Origin of the sequence: Phenylobacterium sp. (genome assembly GCF_965229015.1) — a bacterium.
In the GTDB taxonomy this organism is placed as follows: domain Bacteria; phylum Pseudomonadota; class Alphaproteobacteria; order Caulobacterales; family Caulobacteraceae; genus Phenylobacterium.
On record NZ_CBDDIM010000001.1, the window covers coordinates 795406 to 822278 of the forward strand.

The 26873-nt window shown below is 69.7% G+C and carries 22 protein-coding genes; 9 read left to right on the forward strand and 13 right to left on the reverse strand.

Going from position 1 to position 26873, the window contains the following annotated elements:
* Positions 1–3 precede the first annotated feature (3 nt).
* The 3 genes from cpaB to ACO06I_RS03965 form a co-directional block, all read right to left on the reverse strand.
* Positions 4–870, reverse strand: coding sequence for a Flp pilus assembly protein CpaB (gene cpaB / locus ACO06I_RS03955; protein ID WP_421931309.1), 867 nt, complete (start codon positions 868–870; stop codon positions 4–6).
* A 118-nt stretch (positions 871–988) separates the two neighbouring features.
* Positions 989–2449, reverse strand: coding sequence for a sensor histidine kinase (locus ACO06I_RS03960; protein WP_421931310.1), 1461 nt, complete (start codon positions 2447–2449; stop codon positions 989–991).
* A gap of 76 nt (positions 2450–2525) precedes the next feature.
* Positions 2526–4406, reverse strand: a complete 1881-nt coding sequence (locus tag ACO06I_RS03965; RefSeq protein ID WP_421931311.1) for an ABC-F family ATP-binding cassette domain-containing protein — start codon at positions 4404–4406, stop codon at positions 2526–2528.
* A 242-nt stretch (positions 4407–4648) separates the two neighbouring features.
* On the opposite strand from ACO06I_RS03965, the gene ndk reads away from it, so the two are divergent.
* The 4 genes from ndk to ACO06I_RS03985 all read left to right on the forward strand — a co-directional run bounded on the left by ndk (position 4649) and on the right by ACO06I_RS03985 (position 8334).
* Positions 4649–5068, forward strand: a complete 420-nt coding sequence (gene ndk, locus ACO06I_RS03970) for a nucleoside-diphosphate kinase (protein WP_421931312.1) — start codon at positions 4649–4651, stop codon at positions 5066–5068.
* A gap of 95 nt (positions 5069–5163) precedes the next feature.
* Entirely contained in the window at positions 5164–6327 is a 1164-nt protein-coding gene (locus ACO06I_RS03975) for an acyl-CoA dehydrogenase family protein (protein ID WP_421931313.1), read from the forward strand.
* Positions 6328–6334: 7 nt separating this feature from the next.
* Positions 6335–7558 (forward strand): CoA transferase, encoded by a 1224-nt coding sequence (locus ACO06I_RS03980; RefSeq protein ID WP_421931314.1) that lies wholly within the window; start codon positions 6335–6337, stop codon positions 7556–7558.
* Positions 7555–8334 carry an enoyl-CoA hydratase/isomerase family protein gene (locus tag ACO06I_RS03985; protein ID WP_421931315.1) on the forward strand — a complete coding sequence of 260 codons (780 nt, stop codon included), beginning with the start codon at positions 7555–7557 and terminating at the stop codon, positions 8332–8334. The genes ACO06I_RS03980 and ACO06I_RS03985 overlap by 4 nt, the downstream gene beginning before the upstream one ends.
* Here the strand turns inward: ACO06I_RS03985 and ACO06I_RS03990 are convergent.
* Positions 8321–9439 (reverse strand): serine hydrolase domain-containing protein, encoded by a 1119-nt coding sequence (locus tag ACO06I_RS03990; RefSeq protein WP_421931316.1) that lies wholly within the window; start codon positions 9437–9439, stop codon positions 8321–8323. The two genes, ACO06I_RS03985 and ACO06I_RS03990, sit on opposite strands and share 14 nt — an antisense overlap.
* 122 nt (positions 9440–9561) lie before the next feature.
* On the opposite strand from ACO06I_RS03990, the gene ACO06I_RS03995 reads away from it, so the two are divergent.
* Positions 9562–10230, forward strand: a complete 669-nt coding sequence (locus ACO06I_RS03995; protein WP_421931317.1) for a glutathione S-transferase family protein — start codon at positions 9562–9564, stop codon at positions 10228–10230.
* Here the strand turns inward: ACO06I_RS03995 and ACO06I_RS04000 are convergent.
* Positions 10205–10402 carry a hypothetical protein gene (locus ACO06I_RS04000; protein WP_421931318.1) on the reverse strand — a complete coding sequence of 66 codons (198 nt, stop codon included), beginning with the start codon at positions 10400–10402 and terminating at the stop codon, positions 10205–10207. The two genes, ACO06I_RS03995 and ACO06I_RS04000, sit on opposite strands and share 26 nt — an antisense overlap.
* Positions 10403–10520: 118 nt before the next feature.
* Entirely contained in the window at positions 10521–11546 is a 1026-nt protein-coding gene (gene purM, locus ACO06I_RS04005) for a phosphoribosylformylglycinamidine cyclo-ligase (RefSeq protein ID WP_421931319.1), read from the reverse strand.
* 71 nt (positions 11547–11617) lie between these two features.
* Here purM and rnd point away from each other — a divergent pair, with 71 nt between their 5' ends.
* Both rnd and ACO06I_RS04015 read left to right on the forward strand, forming a co-directional pair.
* A complete protein-coding gene (rnd, locus tag ACO06I_RS04010; RefSeq protein WP_421931320.1) occupies positions 11618–12796 on the forward strand; it encodes a ribonuclease D in 1179 nt (392 codons plus the stop codon).
* Positions 12797–13192: a YccF domain-containing protein gene (locus tag ACO06I_RS04015; protein ID WP_421931321.1), complete on the forward strand. Its 396-nt coding sequence runs from the start codon at positions 12797–12799 to the stop codon at positions 13190–13192.
* Positions 13193–13742: 550 nt separating this feature from the next.
* Here ACO06I_RS04015 and ACO06I_RS04020 read toward each other — a convergent pair.
* From ACO06I_RS04020 to ACO06I_RS04035, 4 genes are all read right to left on the reverse strand, one after another.
* On the reverse strand, positions 13743–14729 hold the full coding sequence (locus ACO06I_RS04020) for an NAD(P)-dependent oxidoreductase (protein WP_421931322.1): 987 nt from the start codon (positions 14727–14729) through the stop codon (positions 13743–13745).
* A gap of 4 nt (positions 14730–14733) precedes the next feature.
* Positions 14734–16227: a Ppx/GppA family phosphatase gene (locus ACO06I_RS04025; RefSeq protein ID WP_421931323.1), complete on the reverse strand. Its 1494-nt coding sequence runs from the start codon at positions 16225–16227 to the stop codon at positions 14734–14736.
* Entirely contained in the window at positions 16208–18415 is a 2208-nt protein-coding gene (locus ACO06I_RS04030) for an RNA degradosome polyphosphate kinase (RefSeq protein ID WP_421931324.1), read from the reverse strand. The genes ACO06I_RS04025 and ACO06I_RS04030 overlap by 20 nt, the downstream gene beginning before the upstream one ends.
* 63 nt (positions 18416–18478) lie before the next feature.
* The gene (locus ACO06I_RS04035) at positions 18479–19150 is read right to left on the reverse strand and encodes a chromosomal replication initiator DnaA (protein ID WP_421931325.1); all 672 of its coding nucleotides are present in this window, start codon (positions 19148–19150) and stop codon (positions 18479–18481) included.
* 298 nt (positions 19151–19448) lie between these two features.
* Between ACO06I_RS04035 and ACO06I_RS04040 the strand changes: the two genes are divergently transcribed.
* Complete coding sequence (locus tag ACO06I_RS04040) at positions 19449–21743, forward strand: TonB-dependent receptor (protein ID WP_421931326.1); 2295 nt, start codon at positions 19449–19451, stop codon at positions 21741–21743.
* A 22-nt stretch (positions 21744–21765) separates the two neighbouring features.
* Here the strand turns inward: ACO06I_RS04040 and ACO06I_RS04045 are convergent, their stop codons facing one another.
* Entirely contained in the window at positions 21766–22626 is an 861-nt protein-coding gene (locus tag ACO06I_RS04045; protein ID WP_421931327.1) for a pirin family protein, read from the reverse strand.
* 124 nt (positions 22627–22750) lie between these two features.
* On the opposite strand from ACO06I_RS04045, the gene ACO06I_RS04050 reads away from it, so the two are divergent.
* A complete protein-coding gene (locus tag ACO06I_RS04050; RefSeq protein ID WP_421931328.1) occupies positions 22751–25090 on the forward strand; it encodes a glucose/quinate/shikimate family membrane-bound PQQ-dependent dehydrogenase in 2340 nt (779 codons plus the stop codon).
* Here ACO06I_RS04050 and ACO06I_RS04055 read toward each other — a convergent pair.
* Both ACO06I_RS04055 and ACO06I_RS04060 read right to left on the reverse strand, forming a co-directional pair.
* Entirely contained in the window at positions 25087–25848 is a 762-nt protein-coding gene (locus ACO06I_RS04055; protein ID WP_421931329.1) for an arginyltransferase, read from the reverse strand. The genes ACO06I_RS04050 and ACO06I_RS04055 overlap by 4 nt on opposite strands.
* A gap of 86 nt (positions 25849–25934) precedes the next feature.
* Complete coding sequence (locus ACO06I_RS04060) at positions 25935–26837, reverse strand: flagellar motor protein MotB (protein WP_421931330.1); 903 nt, start codon at positions 26835–26837, stop codon at positions 25935–25937.
* Positions 26838–26873 lie beyond the last annotated feature (36 nt).

Consider the following 26873-nt stretch of genomic DNA (forward strand, 5'->3'; position numbering starts at 1 on the left):
TCCTTAGGCCGCGGGCTTGGGGCTGGCGGCCGGGGCGGCCGGGGCGGCGCTGTTTTCGCCTTCGACGATGGTGATGTGGCCGCCCGAGGGGGCGCCGGCGGAGCGGGCGCGGCGGACGTGGCCCGGGCTGCGTGGCGCGGCCGAGGCCACCTCGGCGACCGGCTCGACGTCGGATGAGCCGAGGGGGCGCAGGGCGAGCGAAAGGGTTCCCATCTCCGCGGCGATGGCCAGCTTCTGGGCGTCCTTGACGCTGACCTCCAGGGTGGTGGTCGACGGCTTCTCGGCCTTGGTGGAGGTCGGATCAGCGTTAAGGTCGACCCCGAGGACGCGGACGTTCTGGACCACCAGCTGGGACTGCAGGACCTTGTGCGGGCCGTCGGGGGTGAGGTTGCGCATCATCACCACATCGACGTGGTCGCCGGGCAGGGCGTGACCGCCGACGCCGGAGATGTCGGTGACGCCGATGGCGTAGGCGCGCATGCCCGGCGCGATCTCGGCGGCGACTGACGGGCGGGCGCCCGGACCGCTGAGCTTGGCCGGCAGCAGGGGTTCGCGGGCGGCGATCAGGGTCAGGGCCACCGGGGCGCCGCCGTGATCCTGGGCCAGGACCTGGGCCACCGAGCTGAAGGCGTTGGCCGGCGCGGCGTCGCGGGGCACCTGGATCAGCTTGAGCTGTCCGGCGTCGAGCCGCGCGCCATAGGCGATATCGCGGGCGGCGACCACCACGGAGACGGCGTTGGCCATGGGGGAGACCGCGGCGGGGGCGGCCTGGACCTTGCCGGTGTCCGGCAGGGCCACGCGGGCCACGATGATGGCCCCCAGACCCAGGGCGACCGAGGCCCCCAAGCTGCCGATTGTAACGAGCCTCATGCCCCACCCCTGGTGCTAATAGCGTCGAACTGTCAGGGGGTTATGGGTGGGGGCCTCTTGCAATACGGCGAATAAAGAGGGTGTGCGATTGTAAACCTTAATTGGTCGGATCGCGGGCTCAGGCCGGTTCGAAGGCGGTGGCGGCGATCAGCGAGGCGTCGATGCGGCAGGTGAGACCGCCCGGTTCGTAACGAATTTGCGCCGCCGCCCCGAGGTCGGCGGTCAGTCCCTGCAACAGCAGGCGGGAGCCGAAACCCTTGCGCGACGGCGGGGTCACCGGCGGGCCGGCCCGCTCGCGCCAGTCCAGCACCAGCCGGGACTGGCCGTCCCCGGCGGCCAGGCTCCAGGTCACCGAGACCCGGCCCGTCTCGGTGGAGAGCGCGCCATACTTGGCCGCGTTGGTGGCCAGCTCGTGCAGGGCCATGGCCAGGGCGACAGCCGCCCGCGGCGCGATGCGCACGGAAGGTCCCTGGACCTCGAACCGCGCGCCCGCCTCAGGCTCGAAGGGGCCGAGCGCCTGGGCGGCGATGTCGCGCAGGTCGGCGGTCTCCCAGTTCTCGCGGGTCAGGATGTCGTGGGCGCCGGAGAGGGCGATCAGCCGGGCGGTGAGCAGGCCGCGGGCCTCGCCGGGGCTCTGGCCGGTGCGCAGGGTCTGGCGGGCGATGGATTGGACGGTGGCCAGGGTGTTCTTCACCCGGTGGTTCAGCTCGTTGATCAGGAACTGCCGGCGCTCGGCGGCGCGGGCCCGCTCGGTGATGTCCTGGATGGCGCCGACGTAGCGGACCGCGCGCGGACCCTCCGGGGTGTCCTCGAACAGGGCCTCGCCGTGGGCCAGCAGCCAGCGCTCGGCGCCGTCGGGCCGCACGATGCGGCAGTCGTAGGAGACCTTTTCACGCAGGTCCGGATCGGTGGCGCGTCGCGCCATGGCCTCGGTGACCGCCTCATCGTCCGGGTGGACAAGCTCGCGGACCATCTCGAAGCTTACCGGCTGGTCGACGGGAAAGCCGAAGATGGCCTTGGCCTGGTCGGAATAGATCACCTCGCCGGTGGCCAGGTCCCAGTCCCAGACTCCCAGGCCGGCGGCCTCGGTGGCCAGGCTGAGGCGGCGCTCGCTGAGCCGCAGGGCCTCGTCGGCCAGGCGGTGATGGGTCAGGTCCTGCGCGATCCAGACGGCGCCGTCGACCTTGTCGGGGCCGATCTGGCGGGGGCTCACCGTGACCTGGAGGTCGCGGGGCTGGCCCTGGCGGTCGGTGAGGGTGAGATCGCGTCGCTGGGGGCCGCCGGCGGCCGTGGCCAGGAGCTCGGCGGCGATCGGGCGCAGGGCTGGAACCAGGGCCTCGAGGAAGGGCCGCCCGTGGACCGGCATCCCATCGTCCGCCAGCCAGGGGTGGAAATTGGCGGTGGCGAAGACGCAGATCCCTTGCCCGTCCACCACCGCGATCTGCAGCGGCATGGCCCGGAGCAGGGCGAACATCGGCGCCCGCTCCATCTGGGGCTTGGCCGCCAGGGCCGCCTCCAGGGCCTGGACACGGGCCTGCAGGGCCGCATTCGAGGCGCGCAGCTCGTCCAGTTCAGACATGACCACAGCCTCAGCGCGACGAACGCCACAGCCTAGAGTGGATCGGGCGGGCCTGTGAAGGCGTAACCGCCCCAGGTCAGGCGTCGGTCTTCAGGGCCTCATAGGCCTCGACAGCCTCGATCCACTCCTGCTCGGCGGCGTCGAGGGCGGCCTGGGCCTTGACCCGGTCGGCGCCCAGGCGGGCGGCCTTGGCGGGATCCTTGGTGAAGATGTTGGGGTCGGTCAGGGCCTTGTCGATCTCGGCGACCGACGCGGTGGCGCGGGCCAGGGCCGCCTCGGCCTGCTCGGCGCGGCGGCGCGCGGTGCCGGTGGGGACCTTGGCCTTGAGGACGGGCTTGGGCGGCGGCGGCGGGGCGGCGGCCTGGGGGACCTGGGACGGGCCCTTGGCGGCCTGGCGGGCGCGATCGATCACCAGCTTGGCGTAGTCGTCCATGTCGCCGTTGAAGGGGGCGATGGTGCCGTCGGCGGCCAGCCAGAGGCGGTCGGCCACCAGCTCCATCAGCGAACGGTCGTGGGTGATCAGGATGACGGCGCCGGCGTATTCGTTCAGGGCGTCCAGCAGGGCCCGGCGGCTGTCGATGTCCAGGTGGTTGGTGGGCTCGTCGAGGATCAGGAGGTGGGGGGCCTCCATGGCCACCATGTTCAGCAGCAGGCGCGCGCGCTCGCCGCCGGACAGGTTGGCGACCGTGGTCTCCACCTTCTGGACGCCCATGCCGAACTGGGCCAGGCGCGAGCGGCGGGCCGCGTCGCTGGCCTCGGGCATGGCGCGGCGGATGATCTCCAGCGGGGTGTCGGAGGGATCGAGCGCCTCGATCTGGTGCTGGTGGAACCAGCCCACCTTCAGGCGGCGGTCGCGGCGCAGGTCGCCGTGCATGACCGTCAGGGCGCCGGCCACCAGCTTGGCGAAGGTCGACTTGCCGGCCCCGTTGACGCCCAGCAGGCCGATGCGGTCGTCCAGGTCCAGGCGCAGGTCCAGATTGCGCAGGATCGGCGAGCCGTCATAGCCCACCGAGGCGCCCTCCAGGCGGATCAGCGGCGGGGCCACCGGCCGCTCCGGCGAGGGCAGGATGAAGGGGGCGGTGCGCTCGGCCGCGACGATGGAGACCGGCGGCAGCTTGGCCAGCTGCTTCAGGCGCGACTGGGCCTGGGTCGCCTTGGACGCCGTGGCGCGGAAGCGATCGACGAAGGCCTGGAGGTGGGCGCGCTGGGCGTCGATCTTGGACTTGTTGGATTCCAGCAGACGGGCCCGCTCGGCGCGCTGGACCTCGAAGTTGTCGTAGTTGCCGGGATAGAGGTCGAGCTTGCCCGAATGCAGGTGGAGGATGTGGTCCACCGAGTTGTTCAGGATCTCGCGGTCGTGGCTGATGATGATGGCGCTGTTGGGATATTTCTTCAGGCGCGCCTCCAGCCAGAGCGCCCCTTCGAGGTCGAGATAGTTGGTGGGTTCGTCCAGCAGCAGCAGGTCGGGCTCGGCGAACAGGGCCGCGGCCAGGGCCACGCGCATCCGCCAGCCGCCGGAGAATTCCGCCATCGGCCGCGCCAGGTCGGCGTGGGAGAAGCCGAGGCCGGAAAGGATTTCCGCCGCCCGGCTGGGGGCGCGGTCGGCGCCGATGTCGCTGAGGCGGGCGTAGATCTCCCCCAGGTGCTCCGGCTCGGCGGTGTCCAGGGAGGCCATCAGGGTCTCGCGCTCGACGTCGGCGGCCAGCACCGTGTCCAGCAGGGTCACCGGGGTGGCCGGATGTTCCTGATCCACCGAGGCGATGCGGGCGGCCTTGGGGTAGCCGATCTCCCCCGAGCCCTGGTGCAGCTGGCCCAGGATCAGCTTGAACAGGGTGGACTTGCCGACGCCGTTGCGGCCCACCAGGCCCACCTTGGACCCCACGGGCAGGCTGATGGTGGCCTCGTCGAAGAAACGACGGCCCCAGGAGTCGAAGACGAGTTCATGGATCTGCAGCATGGGATCGGACTTACAAAACAGGTTGAGTGAACGGCCGGCCCGGTGGCCGTCCGCTGGACGTCTTCGCTCGCGGCGTTGACTAGGGTCGCATCAACCGTCTCTCCGATGACGGGGGCTCCATATCAGAGGTCGGGGCCCGCGTCGCGCGCAACCTGCCTTGGCGCTGTCACCCGGTGCGGCTATAAGCCCGCACCCTTCGGCGCGGACGGCCGCGCCTCAGATACAAAGAACAAGCCAAGACCATGACTGAACGCACCTTCTCGATCATCAAGCCGGACGCCACCAAGCGGAACCTCACCGGCAAGATCAACGCGGTGATCGAAGACGCGGGCCTGCGCATCGTCGCCCAGCGCCGGATCAAGATGACCGAAGCCCAAGCCAAGAAGTTCTACGAAGTGCACGCCGAGCGTCCCTTCTACGGCGAACTGGTGGAGACCATGACCTCGGCCCCCGTGGTCGTGCAGGTCCTGGAAGGCGACAACGCCATGGCCCGCTATCGCGAAGTCATGGGCGCCACCAACCCCGAGCAGGCCGCCCCCGGCACCATCCGCAAGCTGTTCGCCCTGAACGTCGGCGAGAACTCGGTGCACGGTTCGGACAGCGTCGAGAACGCCAAGATCGAGATCGCCCAGTTCTTCAAGGACGAAGACATCGTCGGCTAAGGGCGAGAGCGCCGTCCCTCAGGACGACGCCGCGTCACCGTTTCCAAGGAGCCCTCCATGCGCTAGCTGAGGCTGGTCGCAGGGAGGGCTTTTTCGTGGGCGCAGCAGCGGGTGAGACCTTCCCCGAGATCCGCGAGGCGGTGCGCCGGCTCTGCGCGCAGTTCCCGGGCGCCTATTGGCGGGCCCTGGACCGCGACCGCACCTATCCCACGGCGTTCGTCACCGCCCTGACGGAGGCCGGCTTCCTGTCGGTGCTGATCCCCGAGGCCTATGGCGGGTCGGGCCTGGGCCTGGGCGCGGCCACGGCGGTGCTGGAGGAGATCCACCGCTCGGGCTGCAACGGCGGCGCCTGTCACGCCCAGATGTACACCATGGGCGCCCTGCTGCGGCACGGCGGCGAGGCGCAGAAGCGGGCCTACCTGCCGAAGATCGCCAGCGGCGAGCTGCGCCTGCAGGCCTTCGGGGTCACCGAACCCACCGCCGGCACCGACACCACCCGCATCTCCACCTTCGCCCGGCGCGAAGGCGACAAGTACATCGTGAATGGCCAGAAGCTGTGGATCAGCCGGGCGGAGCACTCCGACCTGATGATCCTGCTCTGCCGCACCACCGCGCGGGAGGACGCGGCCAAGCCGACCGCCGGGATGAGCGTCCTGCTGGTGGACATGCGCGCCGCGGTGGGGAACGGCCTGACCATCAAGCCGGTCCGGACCATGCTCAACCACGCCACCACCGAACTGTTCTTCGACAACATGGAGGTGCCCGCCGCCAACCTGATCGGCGAGGAGGGCAAGGGCTTCGGCTACATCCTGGACGGCATGAACGCCGAGCGAATACTGATCGCCGCGGAGTGTGTCGGGGACGCCAAGTTCTTCATCGACCGGGCCAGCGCCTACGCCACCGAGCGCGAGGTGTTCGGCCGGCCCATCGGCCAGAACCAGGGGGTGCAGTTCCCCATCGCCCGGGCCTATGTCCAGATGACCGCGGCCTCGCTGATGGTGGACAAGGCCGCGACGATGTTCGACGCCGGCGAGCCCTGCGGCACCGAGGCCAACATGGCGAAGATGGTGGCCTCGGAGGCCTCCTGGTACGCCGCCGACACCTGCCTGCAGACCCACGGCGGCTTTGGCTTCGCCGAGGAGTACGACATCGAGCGCAAGTTCCGCGAGACGCGGCTCTATCAAGTGGCTCCCATCTCCACCAACCTGATCCTGAGCCATGTGGGCACCCACGTGCTCGGCATGCCCAAGTCGTTCTGAGGTCAGCATGTACGACCTGCTCAAGGGCCTGAGGGTGGTGGAGGGTTCGGCCTTCGTGGCGGGGCCGACCTGCGGGCTTTACCTGGCCCAGATGGGCGCCGAGGTGATCCGCTTCGACAATATCGGCGGCGGACCCGACTTCCGACGCTGGCCGCTCTCGCCCGAAGGCGACAGCCTCTATTGGGAGGGACTGAACAAGGGCAAGAAGTCGGTGGCCCTGGACCTGGCACGGCCCGAGGGGCGCGAGCTGGCGCAGCGGCTGGCGGCCGCGCCCGGCGAGGACGGCGGTCTGTTCGTGACCAACTTCCCGGTCGACGGCTTCCTGTCCTACGAGAAGCTCAGCGCGATCCGGTCCGACCTGATCTGCGTGCGGGTGATGGGCTGGGCCGACGGGTCCCAGGGCATGGATTACACCATCAACTCGGCCCTGGGACTGCCGCTGATGACCGGGCCGGTGGGGGACGAGCGCCCCGTGAACCACGTGCTGGCGGCCTGGGACCTGCTGACCGGCGCCTACTGCGCCTTCGCCTTGGTGTCCGCCCTCCTGGCGCGGACGCGCGGGCAGGGCGGCCGGGAGATCCGCGCGCCGCTGTCGGACATCGGGGCGGCGACCATGGCCAACCTCGGCTTCACCGCCGAGACCCTGCTGGCGGGCCATCAGCGGCCACGGATGGGCAATGACATCTACGGCGCCTTCGGCCGCGATTTCACCACCAGGGATGGGGTGAAGCTGATGCTGCTGGCCATCACCCCGAAACAGTGGAGCAAGGCCCTGGAGACCCTGGGCATCGTGGCCGAGGTCGCGACGGTGGAGGCCGAACTCGGTGTGTCCTTCGCCACGGACGAGGGCCTGAGGTTCATCCATCGGGCGCGGCTCTATCCGCTGTTCGAGCGGGCCTTCGCCGGCCGCACCGCCGCCGAGCTGACGCCCGCCTTCGACGCCGGCGGGGTGACCTGGGGCGCCTACCAGACCCTGGAGGCGGCGCTGGAGGATCCGCGCCTCTTCAAGGCCAATCCGGTGTTCCAGGATATCCGCCACCCCAGCGGCCTGAGCTATCCGGCGCCCGGCGCCATGGCGACCATTCCGCAGGACTTGCGGGGTGAGGTTCTTCCGGCCCCCAAGCTCGGCCAGCACACCGACGAGGTCCTGTCGCAGCTGCTGAAGATGTCGGGCGGCGAGATCGCCAAGCTGCACGACGCCAGGATCGTCGCCGGACCGGAGGGCAAATGAACCAGACCATCGCCGTTGAAGAGACCGCCCCCGGCCTGCTGGTGGTGACGCTGTCGCGTCCCGAGGCCGCCAATTCGCTCAACACCGCCATGGGCCGCGAGCTGCTGGCCCTATGGCTGCGGATCGCCGACGACGAGCAGGTGCGCGCCGTGGTGCTGACCGGGGCCGGGCGGTTCTTCTGCGCCGGGGCCGACCTGAAGGAGCGCGACGGCATGACCGACGCGGCCTGGGGCGAGCAGCACCGCCTGTTCGAGGACATGATCCGCGCCCAGCTGGCCTGTCCCTTCCCGCTGATCGCGGCGATCAACGGGGCGGCCATGGGCGGGGGCGCGGAGATGGCGCTGGCCTGCGACTTCGCCTGGGCCTCGGAGACCGCGCGGATCGGCCTGCCCGAAGCCGGGCTGGGGATCATACCGGGCCTGGGGGGCACCCAGCTGCTCACCCGGGCGGTGGGGGAGCGGCGGGCCGCCGAGATGCTGATGTCCGGCGCGCCGGTGGACGCCGCCGAGGCCCTGTCGGTGGGGATCGTCAACCGGGTCTGCCCGCCCGAGGCCCTGCTGCCCCAGGTGCTGGAGCGGGCCGCCCTGATCGCGGCCAAGGCGCCCCTGTCGGTGCGGGCGCTCAAGCGGGTCGTGCGCGGCGGGGCGGTCCTGCCCCTGGACCGGGCCATGGCCCTTGAGCTGGAGGCCTACAACCACCTCTTCACCACGCAGGACCGGCGCGAGGGTGTGGCGGCCTTCAATAAGAAGCGGTCGCCGGACTTCAAGGGGCGGTAGGCGCAGCGGCGGCCACCGTGGCGGCCAGGGCCCGGGTGGCGGCCATCGCCGCCTTGTCGCCGCCCATGCTGTCGCCGGCGTTGGCGATCACCAGGGCGCCCGATCCCGTCTGCGGGAACAGCACCACCAGGGCGTACCAGTTGCCGTCGGAGCCTGCGTGGGTGAGGGCCGGGCCGGTCAGGCCCATGGGACGCGGAGAAGCGCCCCAGCCCAGGGCGGAGCGGGTGTCGCCCTGGCCGGTGTGCAGGAAGCGGTAGGTCTCAGTCTTCAGCAGCTTCCCCTGGCCGTGCTCGCCGCGCATCTGGTCGATGCAGAAGCGGCCCCAGTCACCCATGGTCAGGCGCATGGCCCCGGCCGGGGCGAACATGCGCGGATTGACGTCGGTGACCTTGTCGGCCGGGCGGCCGTCCACGTGGCCGTAGGGCTCGTTGGCCCCACCATACTGGTCGAAACTGATGGAATTCATCCCCAGGGGCTTGAAGACTTCCTGGACGATCAGGTCTTCGAAGGGCTTGCCGGTCGCCTGCTCGGCCACGGCCGCGGCGGTCAGCAGGCCGGTGTTGGAATAGATCATGTCGCCACGCGGGGGGCCGGCGGGGGCGTCGGCCAGGGCGGTGGTGAGATAGCGCAGGCGCTGGGCCGGCAGCGGCGCCTTGTCGGCGTAGAAGCGGTTGAAGAAGGCCATGTCGTCGTGGTTTTCCGGCAGGCCGGCGCGGTGCGACAGGAGGTCGGGCAGGGTCGCGCCGCGATATTCCGGGCGCATCGTGGCCGCCAGGCTGGGCAGCATCTGATCGAGCGGCCTGTCCCAAGCCAGCACGCCGCGCTCCACCAGGCGTGCGATGAGGGTGGCGGTCATGGCCTTGCCGTTGGAGCCCAGGTGCCAGCGGTCTCCGGGGCGCACGAGGGCGGGGCGGCCCAGGCGGCGGATCCCGGCCACCAGTTCGGGCCGGGCCTTGAAGTCCCGCAGGAGCAGGGCGGCCATGCCCGGCGTCGCCGTGCCCTCCATGGCCTTGGCGAGGACCGTGGAGGTCGGGGTCTCGGCGTGGGCGGCGAAGGGGGCGGCCAGGCCGGCCAGCAGGACGGCGCGTCGGGAGGTGGTGGTCATGTCGGCGAGCTAAGGCTCAGCTTCGGCGCCGGTCAACTTACGCTTTGGACAGTCGCCCGGCGACTTGCCACGAACCTGTGTTCGTGATATGTTCCGCGTGGTGCATAAGCGGGAGCCTGGTCATGCGCCTCTATTCCGGTCCCTTGAGCATGTTCGGCGCCAAGGTGGAGATCGCGGCCCTGGAGAAGGGCCTGCCGGTGAAGGTCTTCATGGTCCCCTACGATCCGCAGCGGGGCTATGAGCCGAAGCATCCCGATGTCGTGCGGATCAATCCCAAGCGCCAGGTTCCGGTGTTGATCGACGGCGAACTGGAGATCTTCGATTCCACCCAGATCCTCGAATATTTCGAGCATCTCTCGCCGGAGCCCGCCTTGTGGCCCGTCGATCCCAAGGCCCGCGCGGCGGCCCGGCTGCTGGAGCATCGGGCCGACGAGGTCTATTTCCCGCACATCATCGCCCTGATGGGCCTGCAGGCCACGCCGGAGGATCCGGCCGCCGTGGCGGCGCGGGCGTCTGCGGCGGCCTTCTATGGCGAGATGGAGGCTCTGCTGGCCGACCGCGCCTTCCTGGCCGGGACCCTGAGCTACGCCGACATCGGTTTCTTCATGGCCAGCCTGTTCGGCGAGCGGATGGGGGCGGTGATGGGGCGCGAGACGCCGCTGCTGCTGGCCTGGCGCGAGGCCATGGCCTCGCGGCCGGCGGTGCGTCAGGTGGCCGGCGCCATGATGGACTACCTGACCTCGATCGGCCGGCCGGTCCCGCAATTCATGACCGCGGCGGCGGCCGGGTGATCTGGCTGTCGCGCAGGTGGGGGGAGTGCAGGCGCTCATAGGGCGGCGCGCCGGACTGGCCGATGAGCATGCTCAGCAGCTCGCCGCCGTGTACGCCCAAGGGCGGCGGACCGTCCCTCAGGGCGCGCCAGAGGCCTAGGGCCTCCCGGTCGATCTGTTCGTCACGCGACATTTCAAGCCTCAATTCCACGTTGTGAGTTACGCGTGGGACCGAGGGCAGGTTCCGCCAAATTCGTTTATTTACCGTAGCTTGGCAGCAATTCGTCGCAGTTGTGGCGAAGTTGCGCCCTTCAGGCCGCCACCAGCTCGCCGCAGACGAAGGCGTCCTCGGCGGCCGCCAGCAGGCCTTCCAGCACCTCCGGGGCGTCCTGCGGGGCGACGATGAGGATCAGGCCGACCCCGCAGTTGAAGGTGCGGCGCAGCTCGTGGTCGGAGACCCCGCCCACCTGCTGCATCCAGGCGAAGACCGGGGGCAGGGGCCAGGCGTTCCAGTCGAACCGCGCCTCCAGCCCCTGGGCGATGGCGCGCGGCGGGTTCTCGATCAGGCCGCCGCCGGTGATGTGGGCGCAGCCCTTGATCCGGCCGGCCTTGATCTGGGGCAGGACGCTCTTGATGTAGATCCGGGTGGGCGCCATCAGCGCCTTCGCCAGGCTCAGGTTCTCGTCGAAGGGCGCGGTGTCGGTCCAGGCCAGGCCCGAACGCTCGACGATGCGGCGCACCAGGGAGTAGCCGTTGGAGTGGGGGCCGCTGGAGGCCAGGCCGATGATCAGGTCGCCGGCCTGCTGGTCGTCCATGCGGGGCAGGACCGCGCCGCGCTCCACCGCGCCGACCGAGAAGCCGGCCAGGTCGTAGTCGCCCTCGCCGTACATGCCGGGCATCTCGGCGGTCTCGCCCCCCACCAGGGCCGCGCCGGCCTGGAGGCAGCCCTCGGCGATACCCCCCACCACGCGGGCGGCTTCCTCGACATTGAGCTTGCCGGTGGCGAAGTAGTCCAGGAACAGCAGGGGCTCGGCGCCCTGGGCCAGCAGGTCGTTCACGCACATGGCCACCAGGTCGATGCCGACCGTGTCGTGCATGCCGGTCTCGATGGCCACCTTCAGCTTGGTGCCGACGCCGTCGGTGGTGGAGACCAGCAGGGGATCGGCGTAGCCGGCCGCCTTGAGGTCGAAGAGGGCGCCGAAGCCGCCGAGGGCGGCGTCCGCCCCGGGCCGCCGCGTGGCCTTGGCCAGGGGCTTGATGCGCTCGATCAGCGCATTGCCCGCGTCGATATCCACGCCAGCTTGAGCATAGGTGAGGCCGTTCGGACGGTCGGTCATGGTGAAATAGGCCTCAAGAAATTCGCCGCCGGGGTTGCAGACTCGGGCGTGCGCGGGGCTATAGCTAATTGATGACGCCGATTACAACCACCGCCGAACTGGCGGCGTACTGTGACAAAATCAAAGGCCAGCCTTTCGTCGCCGTGGACACCGAGTTCATGCGCGAGACGACCTACTGGCCCAAGCTCTGTCTGATCCAGGCCGCCGCCCCGAACGCCGAAGCCGTTATCGATCCCCTGGCCGAAGGCCTGGACCTCGAGCCGTTCCTGGCGATCCTCCGCGACGAGAGCATCGAGAAGGTGTTCCACGCCGCCCGACAGGACGTGGAGATCTTCAACAATCTCAAGGCGATGCCCAAGCCTCTGTTCGACACCCAGGTGGCCGGCATGGCCGCGGGCTATGGCGAGCAGATCGCCTATGACGCCCTGGTTCGACAGATGCTGAAGATCGAGTTGGACAAGTCCAGCCGCTTCACCGACTGGGCCCGCCGGCCGCTGACCGAGGCGCAGTTGACCTACGCCCTGGCCGACGTGACCCACCTGGCGGCGCTCTATCCGATCCTCAAGGCGCGGCTGGAAAAAGAAGGCCGCCTGGCCTGGGTCCACGACGAGATGCAGAACCTCTGCGATCCCGCCGTCTATGACGTGGAGCCGGAGAACGCCTGGAAGCGCCTCAAACCGCGGCGGCACACCTCGAAATACCTGGCGGTCTACAAGGCCGTGGCCGCCTGGCGCGAGCGGACCGCCCAGCAGCGGGACCAGCCGCGTGGCCGCATCCTGAAGGACGAGGCCATCGACGAGCTGGCCACCCAGGCGCCGACCGACGCCGGGGCCATCGACCGCCTGCGCTCGGTGCCCAAGGGATTCTCAGGCTCGCGTTTCGGACCGGATCTGCTGGACGCCATCAAGGAGGCGCTGAAGGACCCCGACGCCTATGCGCCGGTGATCGAGCGCAGCAAGATCGCCGCCTCGCCGGCCGCCGGCGCCGTGGTGGAGCTGCTCAAGGTGCTGCTCAAGGCGCGAGCCGAGGACGCGGGGGTGGCCTCCAAGCTGATCGCCACCGTCTCGGATCTCGAACAGATCGCCAATGACGACGATGCCAAGACCCCGGCCCTGACCGGCTGGCGGCGCGAGGCCTTCGGTGAGGACGCCCTGAAGCTTAAGCGCGGCGAACTGGCCCTGGTGCTGGACGGCACGCGGGTGCGGGTGGTCGAGGTCCGACGCGCGCCGAAGGTCAGCGCGGCGGAATAGATGCGCCTGCTGCTCAACCTCCTGTGGTTCGTCTTCGGCGGCTGGCTCTCGGGCCTGCTGTGGATGCTCTCCGGAGTGTTGTTGGCCATCACCGTCGTCGGCCTGCCCTGGGCCTTCGCCGCCTTCCGGATCGCCGGGTTCAGCGCCTGGCCGTTCGGGCGGCAGGTGGCGGCGCGGGACCTGCACACCGGCCGCGAGGACCTGGGCACGGGGGGCGTCGGCTTCCTGATGAACGTGGTGTGGTTCATCCTCGGGGGCTGGTACCTGGCGCTCAGCCACCTGATGCTGGCGGTCGCCCAGGCGGTGACCATCATCGGCATCCCTTTTGCGGTCCAGAACGTGAAACTGGCGATCATCTCCCTGGCCCCGGTGGGCAAGACCGTCGTCGAGGTCTGAGACGGCCGCCGCCCAGGGTGTCATCCCGCATGCAGCGCCGCAGGCGCGAAAGTGCGGGACCCATACGCACCGATCTCTCCGGCGCGCCCCGCGCGTCTAGGTCCCGGACAAGCGCTGGGCGCTTTCCGGGATGACAGTTGGGGGGTGAGCGAACAAGCGGTGGATATCCCCCGCGCCCGACCGATGTTGGCCCGGCCGGCCGCCGTCCCCAGGTCCTGCACCGCCTATCCACCGCGCGCCCACCGGGCCCGTCGAAACCCCGCTTGCCGGAAATCGGAGACGAGCGCACCGTCATGAGGTCGAGAGGGACCGCGGCGCGGGCGGATCGGGAAACCGGACCACCAGGCGGGCGGAAGGTTCCAGGCCGGAGACTGACGGGGCGACCCGACGGCGACCGACCGAAGGACACCGGCCGAGGGCGAAGAGGCGCAGGGCGACCTGCAAGTCGACGCGGCGGCCGACCTTGGAGACGCAGATCCCGCAAGGGAGCTGGATGAGAGGGCGGCATGTCGGGCGACCGACGTGTCGCCCTCTTGCTATGCGCTCTTGGCTAGAGCCCCACCTCGCTGGGGGCGGCCTCGTTGATCAGGGGCTCGCCGGCCAGGTAGCGCTTGAGGTTGTCCACGAACAGCTGGTCGCCGCGGGCGGGCGTCCCCTGGCCGGAATTGGAGGTGTGGGCGCTGATCCGCACCTTGGGGTGATCCCACATCCAGTGATCGGCCGGCAGGGGTTCGGTCTGGAAGACGTCCAGCACCGCGTGGCCCGGCTTGTCGGCCTCCAGGCCGGCCTTGAGGGCGTCCTCGTCCACCAGACCGCCGCGACCGATATTGATCAGGATCGCGCCCGGCTTCATGGCGGCGAAGAAGGCGGCGTCGGCCATGTCGCGCGTCTCGTCGTTGAGGGCGCAGGCCAGGACGACGACGTCGGTCTGGGGCAGGATATCGGGCAGGCCGGCCATGGTGACGGTGGCGTCGGCCAGGGGGTCGGCCTTGTCGCTGCGGCGCACGACGGTGAGGTGGACGCCGAAGGGCTTGATGCGCCGGGCGATCTCCGCCCCGATGGCGCCCGCTCCCACGATGGCCCAGCGGGTCTGGCTCACCTCGCGATAGGGGGTCGATTTCCAGGTGCGGGACGCCTGCAGCGCGCGCTGGGCGTCGATGGGGACGATCAGGGCCAGGCCGTGGGCCACCACATATTCGGCGATGGCCACGGCCTGGGCGTTGCTCTTGGAGAGCCGCACGCCCTTGGCCATCACCGACTTGAAGATCGGGGCGTCGATGCCGGCGTTGAAGGTCTGCATCCACCGGGCCTTGGAGCCCTTCAGGACCCTGCCCATCAGGGCCGGGAGCTGGCCGCCGCCATAGGCGTCCAGGGTGGTCCAGACGATCTCGGGATCGACCTCCTCGGCGGGGATGTCGGCGCCATCGCGCTGGAAGCTCTCCGGCCCGGTCAGGGTGACGATGTCGAGATCGCCGACGAAGGGGGCGATGCGGGCCTTCACCCGCTCATAGGCCGCCGCGGTGAGGAGGAGCTGCATCGGGTCAGGCCATTTCGAGCTTGAGTTTCAGGGCTTGGGCCAGGGTGGCCGCGCGCTTGGCGGTCTGTTCCCCCAGCAGCATGTCGCGCCAGCCCTCGTCGGCGGTGAGGCTGAGGCGGGTGTCGTCGATCACCAGGCTGGCGTGGGGCAGCAGGGTGGCGTTGCGGCCCGACAGGTCGCAGCCCAGGCGCACGGCGGCGCCCAGGGCCCGGGCCCGCTGGCGACGCTCGTTGGAGAGCACCTTGGCGATGGTCCCGGGCTCGGGGGTCACCGGGGCGCTGGAGTGGCGGGCGAAGGCGGCGCAGGCCAGGAAGGCGCGCTCCGCATGGGTCATGCCGGCGATGGGCGCCCGCAGCACCTGGTCGAAGGCCAGGTCGGCGCGATGGTCGGGGTGCAGGCGCGCCCCCAGGTCGGCCAGGCGGCAGGCCGCCGCCGTCAGGATGGCGTCGCGCTCGCCGAACACCGGCGGCAGCTTGGCGAAGGCCCGGGTCAGCCAGGTCTCCAGGGCCAGGCCCAGGTCGTGGGAAAGGCCGCGCACGGCGGTCAGGGCCTCGCAGCCCTCGATCAGGGGATCGCGGGCGCGCGTCTCCGGGGCCATCGCCTCCAGCAACAGGCCCTCGCGCAGGCCATAGGCGGAGATCACCACCTTCTCCACCCCAAGCCGCTCGATCAGGGCGTCCAGCACCAGGGCCGAATAGGGCAGGGTGTCGAAGCGCTTCTTCGACAGCCCCTGGATGCGCTCCAGGGAGCCGCGGGACTGGCGGCTGACGAAGCGGGCGACGTCCACGGCGTCGGCGCGGGTCATCTCGTACTGGTGGGCCACGCGCAGGGGATAGTCGGCCATGATCATGTGCAGCAGGGCCAGGTTGCGCCAGGCCCCGCCGACGGCCTGGAACTGCGGGGTGGCGAACTTCTGGTGGAGGGGCGCCAGCGCCGCGTCGATCCGCTTGCGGGTGCGCTCGACGTCCAGGGCGCGGGGGGCGCCCAGGGCGAAGGGGCCGAGCGGCAGGGTGACGCCGTCGCCGGACTGGCCGTCGTCCAGGCGGATCAGCTCCAGGCTGGAGCCCCCCAGGTCCCCCACCACGCCCTTGGCGTCCGGCTGGCCGGCGGTGACGCCGAGGGCGGCGTAGCGGGCCTCCTGCTCGCCGGACAGGATGCGGACCCGCAGGCCGGTCTCGGCCTGGATGCGGGCCAGGAAGTCGCGGCCGTCGGCGGCCTCGCGCACGGCGGCGGTGGCCACCACCATGATCTCCGAGGCGTTGAGGCCGTCCAGCACGGCGCGGAAGCGGCGCATGGCCGCCATGGCGGTCTCCACGCCCTCGGGCGACAGGCGGCCGGTGGCGGTCAGGTCTCGGCCGAGGCCGGCCAGGGCCTTCTCGTTGAAGACGGTCCAGATCGCCCGGCCTTCCAGCCGGTAGATGACGAGACGGACGGAATTCGAACCCAGGTCGATGACGGCGGCCTGGCGACCGGGGGGACTATCCGTGCGTGGCCACATGATCGATCGCGCGCGGCATGTCCTTCACCTTCTGCCCCCGGCCCGACAGGCTGGGATTGGTCATGAAGTACTCGTGCGCGGAGAAGGCGCCCGGGTGGTCCCACGACGGATCGCGGGTATAGCGGCCCTCGCCGTCCAGCGTCCAGCTCTGCGCTTCGTCCTTGAGGTTGGCGACCATGATCTGCTGCAGGACCTGCTGGTGAACCGTGGGGTTCTCCACCGGGGTCAGGCACTCCACCCGGCGGTCGAGGTTGCGCGGCATCCAGTCGGCCGAGGAGATGAAGACGCGGGTCTCCGCCGAGGGCATGGGGGCGCCGTTGGCGAAGGCCACGATGCGGGAGTGCTCCAGGAAGCGGCCGACGATGGACTTGACCCGGATGTTCTCCGACAGGCCGACGACGCCGGGGCGCAGGCAGCAGATGCCGCGCACCACCAGGTCGATGGAGACCCCGGCCTGGCTGGCCTCGTACAGGCGGTCGATCAGCACGGGGTCGACGATGGAGTTGAGCTTGGCCCAGATGGCGGCGGGCTTGCCAGCCTGGGCGTTGGCGACCTCCTGGCCGATCAGGGCCAGCAGGTCGTGCTTCATGGTGATGGGCGAGAAGGAGAGCTTCTCCAGCCGGTCGGGGGTGGCGTAGCCGGTGATGTAGTTGAACAGGCGGGCGGAGTCGCGGCCGAGGGCCGGGTCGGTGGTGAACAGGGACAGGTCGGTATAGATACGCGCCGTGACCGGGTGGTAGTTGCCGGTGCCGAAGTGGCAGTAGGTGCGCAGGTTGTCGCCCTCCTTGCGGACCACCATCGAGAGCTTGGCGTGGGTCTTGTACTCCACGAAGCCGAAGACGACATGGACCCCGGCGCGCTCCAGATCCCGCGCCCACTTGAGGTTGGCCTCCTCGTCGAAGCGGGCCTTGATCTCCACCAGGGCGGTGACGTTCTTGCCGTTCTCGGCGGCCTCGATCAGGGCCGCGACGATGGGGCTGTCGGAGGAGGTCCGGTATAGGGTCTGCTTGATGGCCAGGACATTGGGGTCCCGGGCCGCCTGGCGCAGGAACTGGACCACCACGTCGAAGCTCTCGAAGGGGTGGTGGACCAGGATGTCCTTCTCGCGGATCGCGGCGAAGCAGTCGCCGGCGTGGTCGCGGATGCGCTCGGGGAAGCGGGGCTCGAAGGCCTTGAACTTCAGGTCGGCGCGGTCGGGCGGGATGAGCTGCGACAGCTCGTCGAGACCCAGCAGGCCGTCGATCATCAGGATATCGTCCTGGCGGGCGTGCAGGTTGGTGACGATGAAGTCCCGCAGCTCCTGGGGCATGGCCTGCTCGATCTCGACGCGCACCACGGAGCCCAGGCGGCGCTGCTTCAGGCGCGCCTCGAACTCCCGCATCAGGTCCTCGGCCTCTTCCTCGATCTCGATGTCGCTGTCGCGGATCAGGCGGAAGACGCCCTGGGCCTCGATCTCGCAATCGGGGAACAGGTGGTCGAGGAAGATGGAGACCATGTTCTCCAGCGAGATGAACCGCCGCTCGGGCTTGCGCCGTCGCGTGGGCGTGGCCGGAAGCTGCCAGAAGCGGGCGACCTGGGCCGGGATCGGGACCAGGGCGTAGAGCAGGCGGCCGTCCGACTGGCGGCGCAGCTTCAGCGCCAGGGAGAAGGCCAGGTTCGGGATGAAGGGGAAGGGGTGGGCCGGGTCGATGGCCAGGGGCGTCAGGACCGGGAACAGCCGGCTGACGAAGGTCTCCTCGAGGGCCGCCTTCTCCGCCGGGGTCACCTCCTGGGGCGAGACCACGTGCAGCCCCTCGCCGGTGAGCTCGACGCAGAGTTCGCGCCAGCGGGTCTGCTGGCCGGCCATCAGGTCGGCGGCCTCGGAATTGACCCGCTCCAGCTGCTCAGCCGGGGTGAGGCCGTCCTGGCTGACGACGCGCACGCCCTCGCGGACCTGGGCCTTCAGGCCGGCCACGCGGACCATGTAGAATTCGTCCAGGTTGTTGGCCGAAATCGACAGGAAGCGCAGGCGCTCCAGCAGCGGATGGCGGGCGTTCTGGCTCTCCCCCAGCACCCGCTTGTTGAAGGCCAGCCAGGAGAGTTCGCGGTTGAAGAACCGGGCCGGCGAAGCCAGCAGCTCGGTGTCCAGACCCAGGGGTTCGCGCGCGACTTCGACACCGTCGGATCGCATGGGCGCGGCATAGGTCATGGGTCGACATTCCCGGAACTGGAGATCGGACCTGTTCTGGCCCAACCCACTTGAGGCTTCAAGTCATCCCTCGAAAAGGTCAAGATTCTCCGTATCATCTTCAAGAATCTGTCGTGCAAGCGCCCGCGAAATGGGCCGCTGTTCGTCGTCGGCGGCCTCGTCCAGACGCTTGACGATTTCACGGGCGGCCGGGATCGACCTTGGCATGCGACGCAGGAGGTAGGGAAACACCTCCTTGGGCGGGCGAATGCTCCGCTCCCGGAAGAATTTTCTCAAGACACCTTCCAGGACCTGGTCGTCGGGCTCCTCGATCAGGGCGACGGGCAGGGCGTTAAGGCGCGACCGCAGGTCCGGCAGCTCGGCGGGCCACGCCGCCGGCGCCAGCCGCGCCGTCAGCAGCAGGCTGCCGCCATCATGGCCGGCCATGTTGATCAGGTGGAACAGGGTCTCGGCGTCGATACCCCGGTCGACATCCTCCACCAGGACCGGGCGGCCGTTGGCGGCGGAGACGTCGGTGGCGGTGCGGTCCAGGACCAGGGCCTTGGCCTGGGCGGCCCAGCCCCGGGCCAGGTGGGTCTTGCCGGACCCCTCGGCCCCCACCAGCACCAGGCAGCCGCCGTGCCAGGCGGGCCAGGCGTCGAGGGCCGCGATCGCCTGGGCGTTGGAGGGCCCCTGGCTGAACTCGCGGCGCGCATAGGACACGGGGCGCCTGAGGCTCAGGCGGAGCTGTCGCACTAGGGGTCTCTTCGAGCGGGCGCGGTCACCGGGTGACCTTAGCGGCGGCGTCGCGCGGGGTCGATGCGGACAGCGTCGGCAACTGGGGATGGATCGGCCGGCGGCGCCGCGGCGAGACCGCCGAGCGGGAGCGTTAGACCACGGGCGCCGCGTGGCGTGCAGACGCGTGGCCGGACTGCGCGTCTGGGGTTCAAATCCCATCAAACCTCGCCATACCGACACCTGGCCGGTTGGAGGGGTGGTCGCCCTTGCGCCACCTATCCCCATCACCCCGAACGGGGGAGCTGGGGATAGCATGATGAAAACTTCGAACCTGCGCCGTGGGGCGTTGATGTGCGGCGCGGCCGTGACGATGGCGCTGGGCGCGCCGACCTGGGCCCTGGCCCAGACCGCCGGCACGGTGGATGAGCTGGTGGTGACCGGCAGCCGGGTCTCCGAGGCCTCGGTGGCCATCGGCACCGACCAGGCCACCGCCACCGTCGCCATCACCCGCGAGGCCCTGCTCTCGGCCCCGGCCGGCGTCACGGGCCTGAAGATGCTGGAGTCCCTGCCGGGCTTCAACGTCCAGGCCAATGACGCGCTCGGGATGTACGAGTTCGGCAACTCGGTCTCGGTGCGGGCCTTCAACTTCCAGCAGATCGGCTTCCTGCTGGACAACATCCCCATGGGCCGCAGCGACCAGTTCGGCGGCAGCCCGATCTATCGCTATGTCGACAACGAGAACCTGCTGCGGGTGACCGCCTCGGCCGGGTCGGGCGACGTGGGCCTGCCCAGCTACGCCTCGCTCGGCCCCATCGTCAGCTACCTGACCCAGGTTCCGGACAAGGAATTCGGCGGCGTGGTCAGCTACAGCCGCGGCAGCGACAACCTGCAGCGCACCTTCGCCCGCCTGGACCTGGGCGAGCACAACGGATTCTCCGGCTATGTCAGCGGCTCCTGGATCCACGGCGACCTGTGGCGGGGCCCGGGCGACATCGACCGCAAGCACTATGAGGGCAAGCTGCGCTGGGAGATCGGGGAGGGGGCCATCACCTTCCAGACCGTCCACAACGACTATTTCGACTACGACTCACCGTCGATCACCAAGGCCCAGTACGCCGGGACGGCCGGCGACCTGTTCGGGCGCTCGGGGCGCGACTTCGCCTATCTGGGCTATGTGCCGGTGCTGCCGGTGACCAGCCCGGGGATCACCTATTCCAACACCGCCTACAACCAGTACTACAAGCAGGCGGTGAACAGCCGGCAGGACCACCTGTACGGCCTGACCTATGAAACCCCGATCGGCGGGGCCCTGAACCTCACCCTGGGCGGCTACTATGAGTCCAAGGAAGGCTACGGCGTCTCGCCCGAGGCCTATGCCACCTCGCTCACCAACTACAACAACGAGCGGCTGATCATCCCGGGCCTGTTCGCCCCCAAGGGCCTGCAGTACGGCCTGTCCACCGTCGACGGCACGCGCCAGGGCGTCACCGCCAAGCTGACCTGGAACCTCGGCGTCCACGCCCTGTCGGCCGGGGTCTGGCTGGAGAACGACGACTACCACCGCACTCAGCAGCGCTATAACCAGGTCGGCGGCAGCCCCGACGGCGCGCCGCTACTGAACGAGCCGGTCCACCTGCAGCGCAACTACACCTCGACCCGCGACACGGTGGAGTTCTTCGTCAAGGACACCCTCAGCCTGCTGGACGAGCGCCTGCACATCGACCTTGGCTTCAAGAGCCTGAGCGTCGACTACAATATCCAGGGCTACCGCAACCCGGCCGACTTCATCGCCAGCCGCCGGCCCTCGATCTCGAAGACCTGGGAGGACAACTTCCTGCCGCAGGTGGGCGCCGTCTTCGACGTCAACAGCCGCGATCAGATCTTCGCCTCCTATTCGGAGAACATGGCCCTGCCGCGCGGCGCCGACGACATCTTCTCGGCCGCCAGCCCGGCGGCGCCCGGACCCGAGGCCGAGACCTCCACCAACTGGGAGATCGGCTACCGCGCCAACCGGCCGACCTTCAACGCCTCGATCGTGGCCTATCAGACCAGCTTCGAGAACCGTCTGCAGGCCTTCGCCGCCGTGGTGCCGGGGTCATCCACCACCGAGACATTCTATCAGAACGTCGGGGCGGTGAAGGCGCACGGGGCGGAATTCAGCGGCCAGTGGAAGCCCGAGTTCCTGGGCGGGAAGGTCTATTTCAACTCCAACCTCAGCTACAATATCGCCGAGTTCCAGGACAACTTCGCCACCTTCGCCATCGCCGGGAAGCGGGTGCCCGACTTCCCCGAATGGCTGTGGACCGGCGGGGTCACCTTCGAGCCGGTCGAGGGCGCGGTGTTCAACCTGTCGGCCCGCCACATCAGCTCGCGCTTCACCAACTTCGTGAACAGCGAGGAGACCGACGGCTACACGATCTACAACGCCTATCTCGACCTGGGCGACGGGTTCGGCGCCGGGCCGTTCGAGCAGATCAAGGCCCGGGTCAATGTCGATAACATCCTGGACGAGGACTATCTGGGCACGGTGAGCACCACCACCAACACCCCGGCCAGCTTCCGCCCCGGCCCGCGCCGGACCATCCAGTTCACCCTGTCGGCGGAGTTCTAGACCGTGACGGCGCCGCGGGGGCTCAGCCCACCGCGGCGTCGAACTTGCCGGCGTTGTAGTCGGTGATCGCCTGGACGATCTCCTCGCGGGTGTTCATCACAAAGGGCCCGTGGGCGACGACGGGCTCGCCGATGGGCTCGGCGTGGCCCAACAGCACCAGGCCGCCGGTCGCCGAGGCGATCTCGACGGCGTCGCCGGCGTCGCTGAGCTGCACCAGGTTGAAGGCCGGCGCCGCCGCGCCGCCGATCTCGACCTGGCCTCGAACCACATAGAGGAAGACGCTGCGGCCGCCGAGATCGGCGAACCGCACCCGGCCGCCGGGCCGCAGGTCGACGGTGGCGAGGCTGACGCCGGTGAGCGAGGTGATTGGCCCAGTGTGGCCGTCCCAGCTTCCGGAGGTCAGGTGGACGGTGGTCAGGCCGTCCGGTGTGCGCCAGGCGGGGATCTCGTCCTGCTGCAGGCCGATATAGCGCGGCGGGCTCATCTTCAGGCGGCCCGGCAGGTTCACCCAGAGCTGCAACAGCTCCAGCGGCCCGCCGCGGCGCTTGAAGTCGTCGGGGGAGACCTCGGCGTGGACCAGACCGCTGCCGGCGGTCATCCACTGCACGCCCCCGGCCCGGATGATGCTCTCGTGGCCGGCGCTGTCGTGATGGGCCAGGTCGCCCTCCAGGATGAAGGTCACCGTCTCGAAGCCGCGATGCGGATGGGGGCCGAAGGGCAGGCCTTGATTGTTGACGGGATAGGTCTGAGGGCCGTGGTGGTTCAGGAACAGGAACGGATCGACCTGTTCCACGCGCGGGCCCGGGACGGGGCGACGGGTCACCAGGTCGCCGATGTCGTCGCGCAGGGCCGGGTGCAGGGCCTGGAGGGTCTTGTCGGTCATGGGGCTGTCCTCTGCCCACCCAGATAGGTTCTCCAAGCTCGCGGGACGAGAGCTTTTCTGCCGCCAAGATGGACCCAAGGCCACGCTCCGGGCGTTGGTCAGCAGACCAAACCCCGAGGACGTGATGGCGACTGAACACACCCCTCGCGCGCCGCTGGCGGCGGGCGCGCTGCTCGGGCTCGTTGGACTGGCGATGGGGGTGGGGGGCGCCCAGCTGATCGCCCTCGGCGGCTCATGGTACTATCTGATCGCGGGCCTCGCGGTCTTGGCCTCCGGGGTGCTCCTGGCGGCCCGCAAGGCCGAGGCGCTTTGGCTGTTCGCCGCTGTCGTGCTGGGCACCCTCGTCTGGGCGGTGTGGGAGATCGGCCTGGACTGGTGGCCTCTGGCGGCGCGGGGCGATGTGATCTTCGTGCTCGGCGGGCTTCTGCTCCTGCCGCTGGTGACCCGGCCGCTGGGCGGTCGTCGGGCGTGGGCGCCGCTGGCCGGCGCCTTGGGCCTCGCCGCGGTGGTCGGGGTGGCCGCCCTCATCTCCGACGAGCATGAGGTCGCCGGCCGGCTGCCGGGGCCTCGCGGCCCGGTCGCTGTCGCGGCCGACGATGTCCCCGCGGGGGACTGGACCTCCTATGGCCGGACCGGCCATGGCGATCGCTACTCGCCCCTGACCCAGATCACGCCGGACAATGCGAGTCGCCTGAAGGTGGCCTGGACCTATCGCACCGGCGATCTGCAGGGACCGGGCGATCCGACCGAAACCACCTTCGAGTTGACGCCCCTGAAGGTGGGGAGCCGAGTCTATATCTGTACGCCCCACGACTGGGCCATCGCGCTGGACGCCGCCACCGGCAAGCCGCTCTGGCGCTATGACCCCAAGATCGCCGTGGCCAAGAACCTGCAGCACCTGACGTGCCGCGGGGTGTCCTACCACCGCGACGCCGTTCCGGGCGGCGCCTGCGGCGAGCGCATCTTCCTCCCGACCGCGGACGCGCGGCTGATCGCCCTGGACGCGTCCACCGGCAAGCCCTGCGCGGGGTTCGGCCAGGGCGGGGCCGTGGATCTCTGGACCGGCATGCCCGAGCGCCAGCACGGCTTCTACTATTCGACCTCGCCTCCCGTCGTGACCAAGGACCTGGTGATCATCGCGGGAGAGGTGACGGACAACTATTCGACCCGCGAGCCCTCCGGCGTCGTGCGCGCCTATGACGTTCGGACCGGCGCCCTGGTCTGGAACTGGGATGCCGGAAATCCGGACCAGACCGCCCCCATCGGCCCGGGCCATGCCTACACCCGCAACTCCCCCAACAGCTGGGGCGTGTCCAGCGTCGACGAGACCCTCGGTCTCATCTACCTGCCCATGGGCAACCAGACCCCCGACCAGTTCGGCGGCCACCGCCAGCCGACCCCGGAACGGTTCAACAGCGCCGTCGTGGCCCTGGACGTTGCCACCGGAAAGCTGCGCTGGGTGTTCCAGACCGTCCATCACGACCTGTGGGACATGGACATCGGCGGCCAGCCCAGCCTGGTGGACATCGACACCCCGTCGGGGCGTCGCCCGGCCCTGGTGGCCTCCACCAAGCGCGGCGACATCTACGTCCTCGACCGGGCCACCGGGGCGCCCATCATTCCGGTGGTGGAGCGTGCGGTCCCGCGGGGGGCGGCGCCCGGCGACCGCACCTCGCCGACCCAGCCCTTCTCCGCCCTGACCTTCCTGCCCAAGCGGCCGCTGGAGGGGCGCGACATGTGGGGGGTGACCCTGTTCGACCAGCTGGTCTGCCGCATCCGCTTCGCCGAGCTTCGCTATGACGGGATCTTCACGCCGCCGTCGGTGAAGGGCTCCCTGGTCTATCCCGGCAATTTCGGGGTGTTCGACTGGGGCGGCCTGGCTGTCGATCCGGCGCGCCAGGTGGCCTTCGCCAATCCGGACTACTTCGCCTTCGTCTCCAAGTTGATCCCGCGCCGGGTCGGGGAGGGCGGCGGAACGCGTCCGCTCGGCGCCTCCAGCGAGGGCGGCGGCAACCCTATGTACGGCGCCCCCTATGCGGTGGAACTGCATCCCCTGACATCGCCCCTGGGCCTGCCGTGCCAGGCGCCGCCCTGGGGCTATGTGGCGGGGGTGGACCTGGTCTCGGGCAAGATCGCCTGGATGCACCGGAACGGCACCGTGCGGGATTCCTCCCCCGTGCCCCTGCCGTTCAAGATGGGGGTCCCCAGCCTCGGCGGACCGATCATGACCGCCGGCGGGGTGGCCTTCCTTACCGGGACCCTGGACCGCTACATCCGCGCCTATGACGTGACGACGGGCCGCCAGCTCTGGCAGGCCCGGCTGCCGGCCGGGGCGCAGACCACGCCCATGACCTATGCGACGGCCGATGGCCGTCAGATCGTGCTGACCGCCGCGGGCGGGCACGGCAGCCTGGGGACGAAGATGGGCGACTACCTGGTCGCCTACGCGCTGCCGCGGTCCTAGGCCTTGTCGACGTGCCGGTCGCGGGCCGACATCAGGGACCAGCCTTCGGGACGCAGGAGCTCGATGGGGGAGAAGCGGACCTTGTAGTCCATCTTCTCCGAGCCCCGGACCCAGTAGCCCAGATAGACATAGGGCATGTCGGTGAGGCCGGCCTGGATCACATGGTCGAGGATCACGAAGGAGCCAAGGCTCCGGCGGGCGAGGGTCGGGTCGTAGAAGCTGTAGACCAGGGACAGGCCGTCGCTCATCAGGTCCACGAGGGCGCAGGCGATCAGGTCGCCGGGGCCGCCATCCTTGGAGCGTAGGCGGTACTCGATGATGTGGGTGCGGACCGCGGTGTCCTCGACCATGGCCACATAGTCGGGCCAGGTCATCTCGGCCATGCCGCCGTCGGCGTGGCGGGTCAGGAGGTAGCGGCGGAGCAGGTCGAACTGCTCCATGGTCGCCTCGGCCTCCACCAGATGGCGCTCGATGTCCTCGTTGCGCGCCAGGGTCTTCCGCTCCGAGCGGGAGAAGACGTAGTCGGCGGTGGGGATGCGGGCCGAGACGCAGGCCGAGCAGGACTCGCAGGCCGGGCGGTAGGCGATGTTCTGGGAGCGGCGGAAGCCGACCTGGGTCAGCGAGTCGTTGACCGTGGCGCCGTCCGACAGGGGCAGGTGGGCGAAGACCTTCCGCTCATGACGTTCGGGAAGGTACGGACAGGGGCTCGGCGCCGTCAGGAAGAACCTGAGCTGTCGGGTCGGAAAATGTTGCGTCACGGACTTGCGATCGCTTTCGAACCACTGCGCCTGACCCGATTAGGCGTCATGCCGTGGGGTTGCGCAAGTGTTCCGAACGTCACGGCCTAGAGCCCGTGGTCCGGCGGCAGGACCGGCGCCTCGCGAAGCAGCACGATGGCGATCCGGCGGTTGCCGGGCAGGGTGGGATCGTCCGGGTACAGCGGCTCGGAATTGGCCTTGCCTGAGACCTGGTAGATGCGGTCGGCGTCCACCCCGGATCCCTGCAGCACCCGGCGTGAGGCGTCGGCGCGGCTGGAGGACAGCGACCAGTCGGTGTCGGCCTTGCGCCCGTTCATGCTGGCCGAGGTGTGGCCGGAGATGCTGATGCGGTTGGGGAGCTGGTTGACGATCTTGGCGACGGCCCGCAGCAGCAGCTTGGCGCGGTCGTTGGGCTGGACCTGACCTTCGTTGAACAGCGAGCGGCCCTCCTGGTCGACGAGCTGGATGCGCAGGCCCTCGGGGGTCTGGTCGATGATGATGTTCTTCGACAGCTCGGCCAGTTCCGGCATGTCCTGCAGCGACTGGCGCAGGGACTGGGCGGCCGAGGCGAAGGCGGCCTCCTCACGCTTCTCCAGCGCCTCCTTCATGGCCTGGGTGGAGGCCTCGGCGTCGACGGCCTTGGCCGCGTCCTGGCTCTTGCCGTCGTCGGGGTTCTTCGATTCCGGGGACATCTCCTCGATGATCGACATCGAGCCCGCGCTCTTGGCGCCGTCTTCCCCGAGCGCCGTGCCGCCCAGGATGCCGCCGGAGCCGGAGGTGGTCTCCGAGACGCTGGCCGGGGCGAAATAGTCGGCGATGCCGCGCTTCTGCTCGGGGCTGGTGGTGTTGATCAGCCACATCAACAGGAAGAAGGCCATCATCGCGGTCACGAAGTCCGCATAGGCCACCTTCCAGGCGCCGCCATGGTGAGCGTGGCCGCCGCCCTTCTTGATTTTCTTGATCAGGATAGGGGCTTCGCCGACAGCCATGATTCAAACCCGGTTAACGCTGATTCCAGCGCAAGG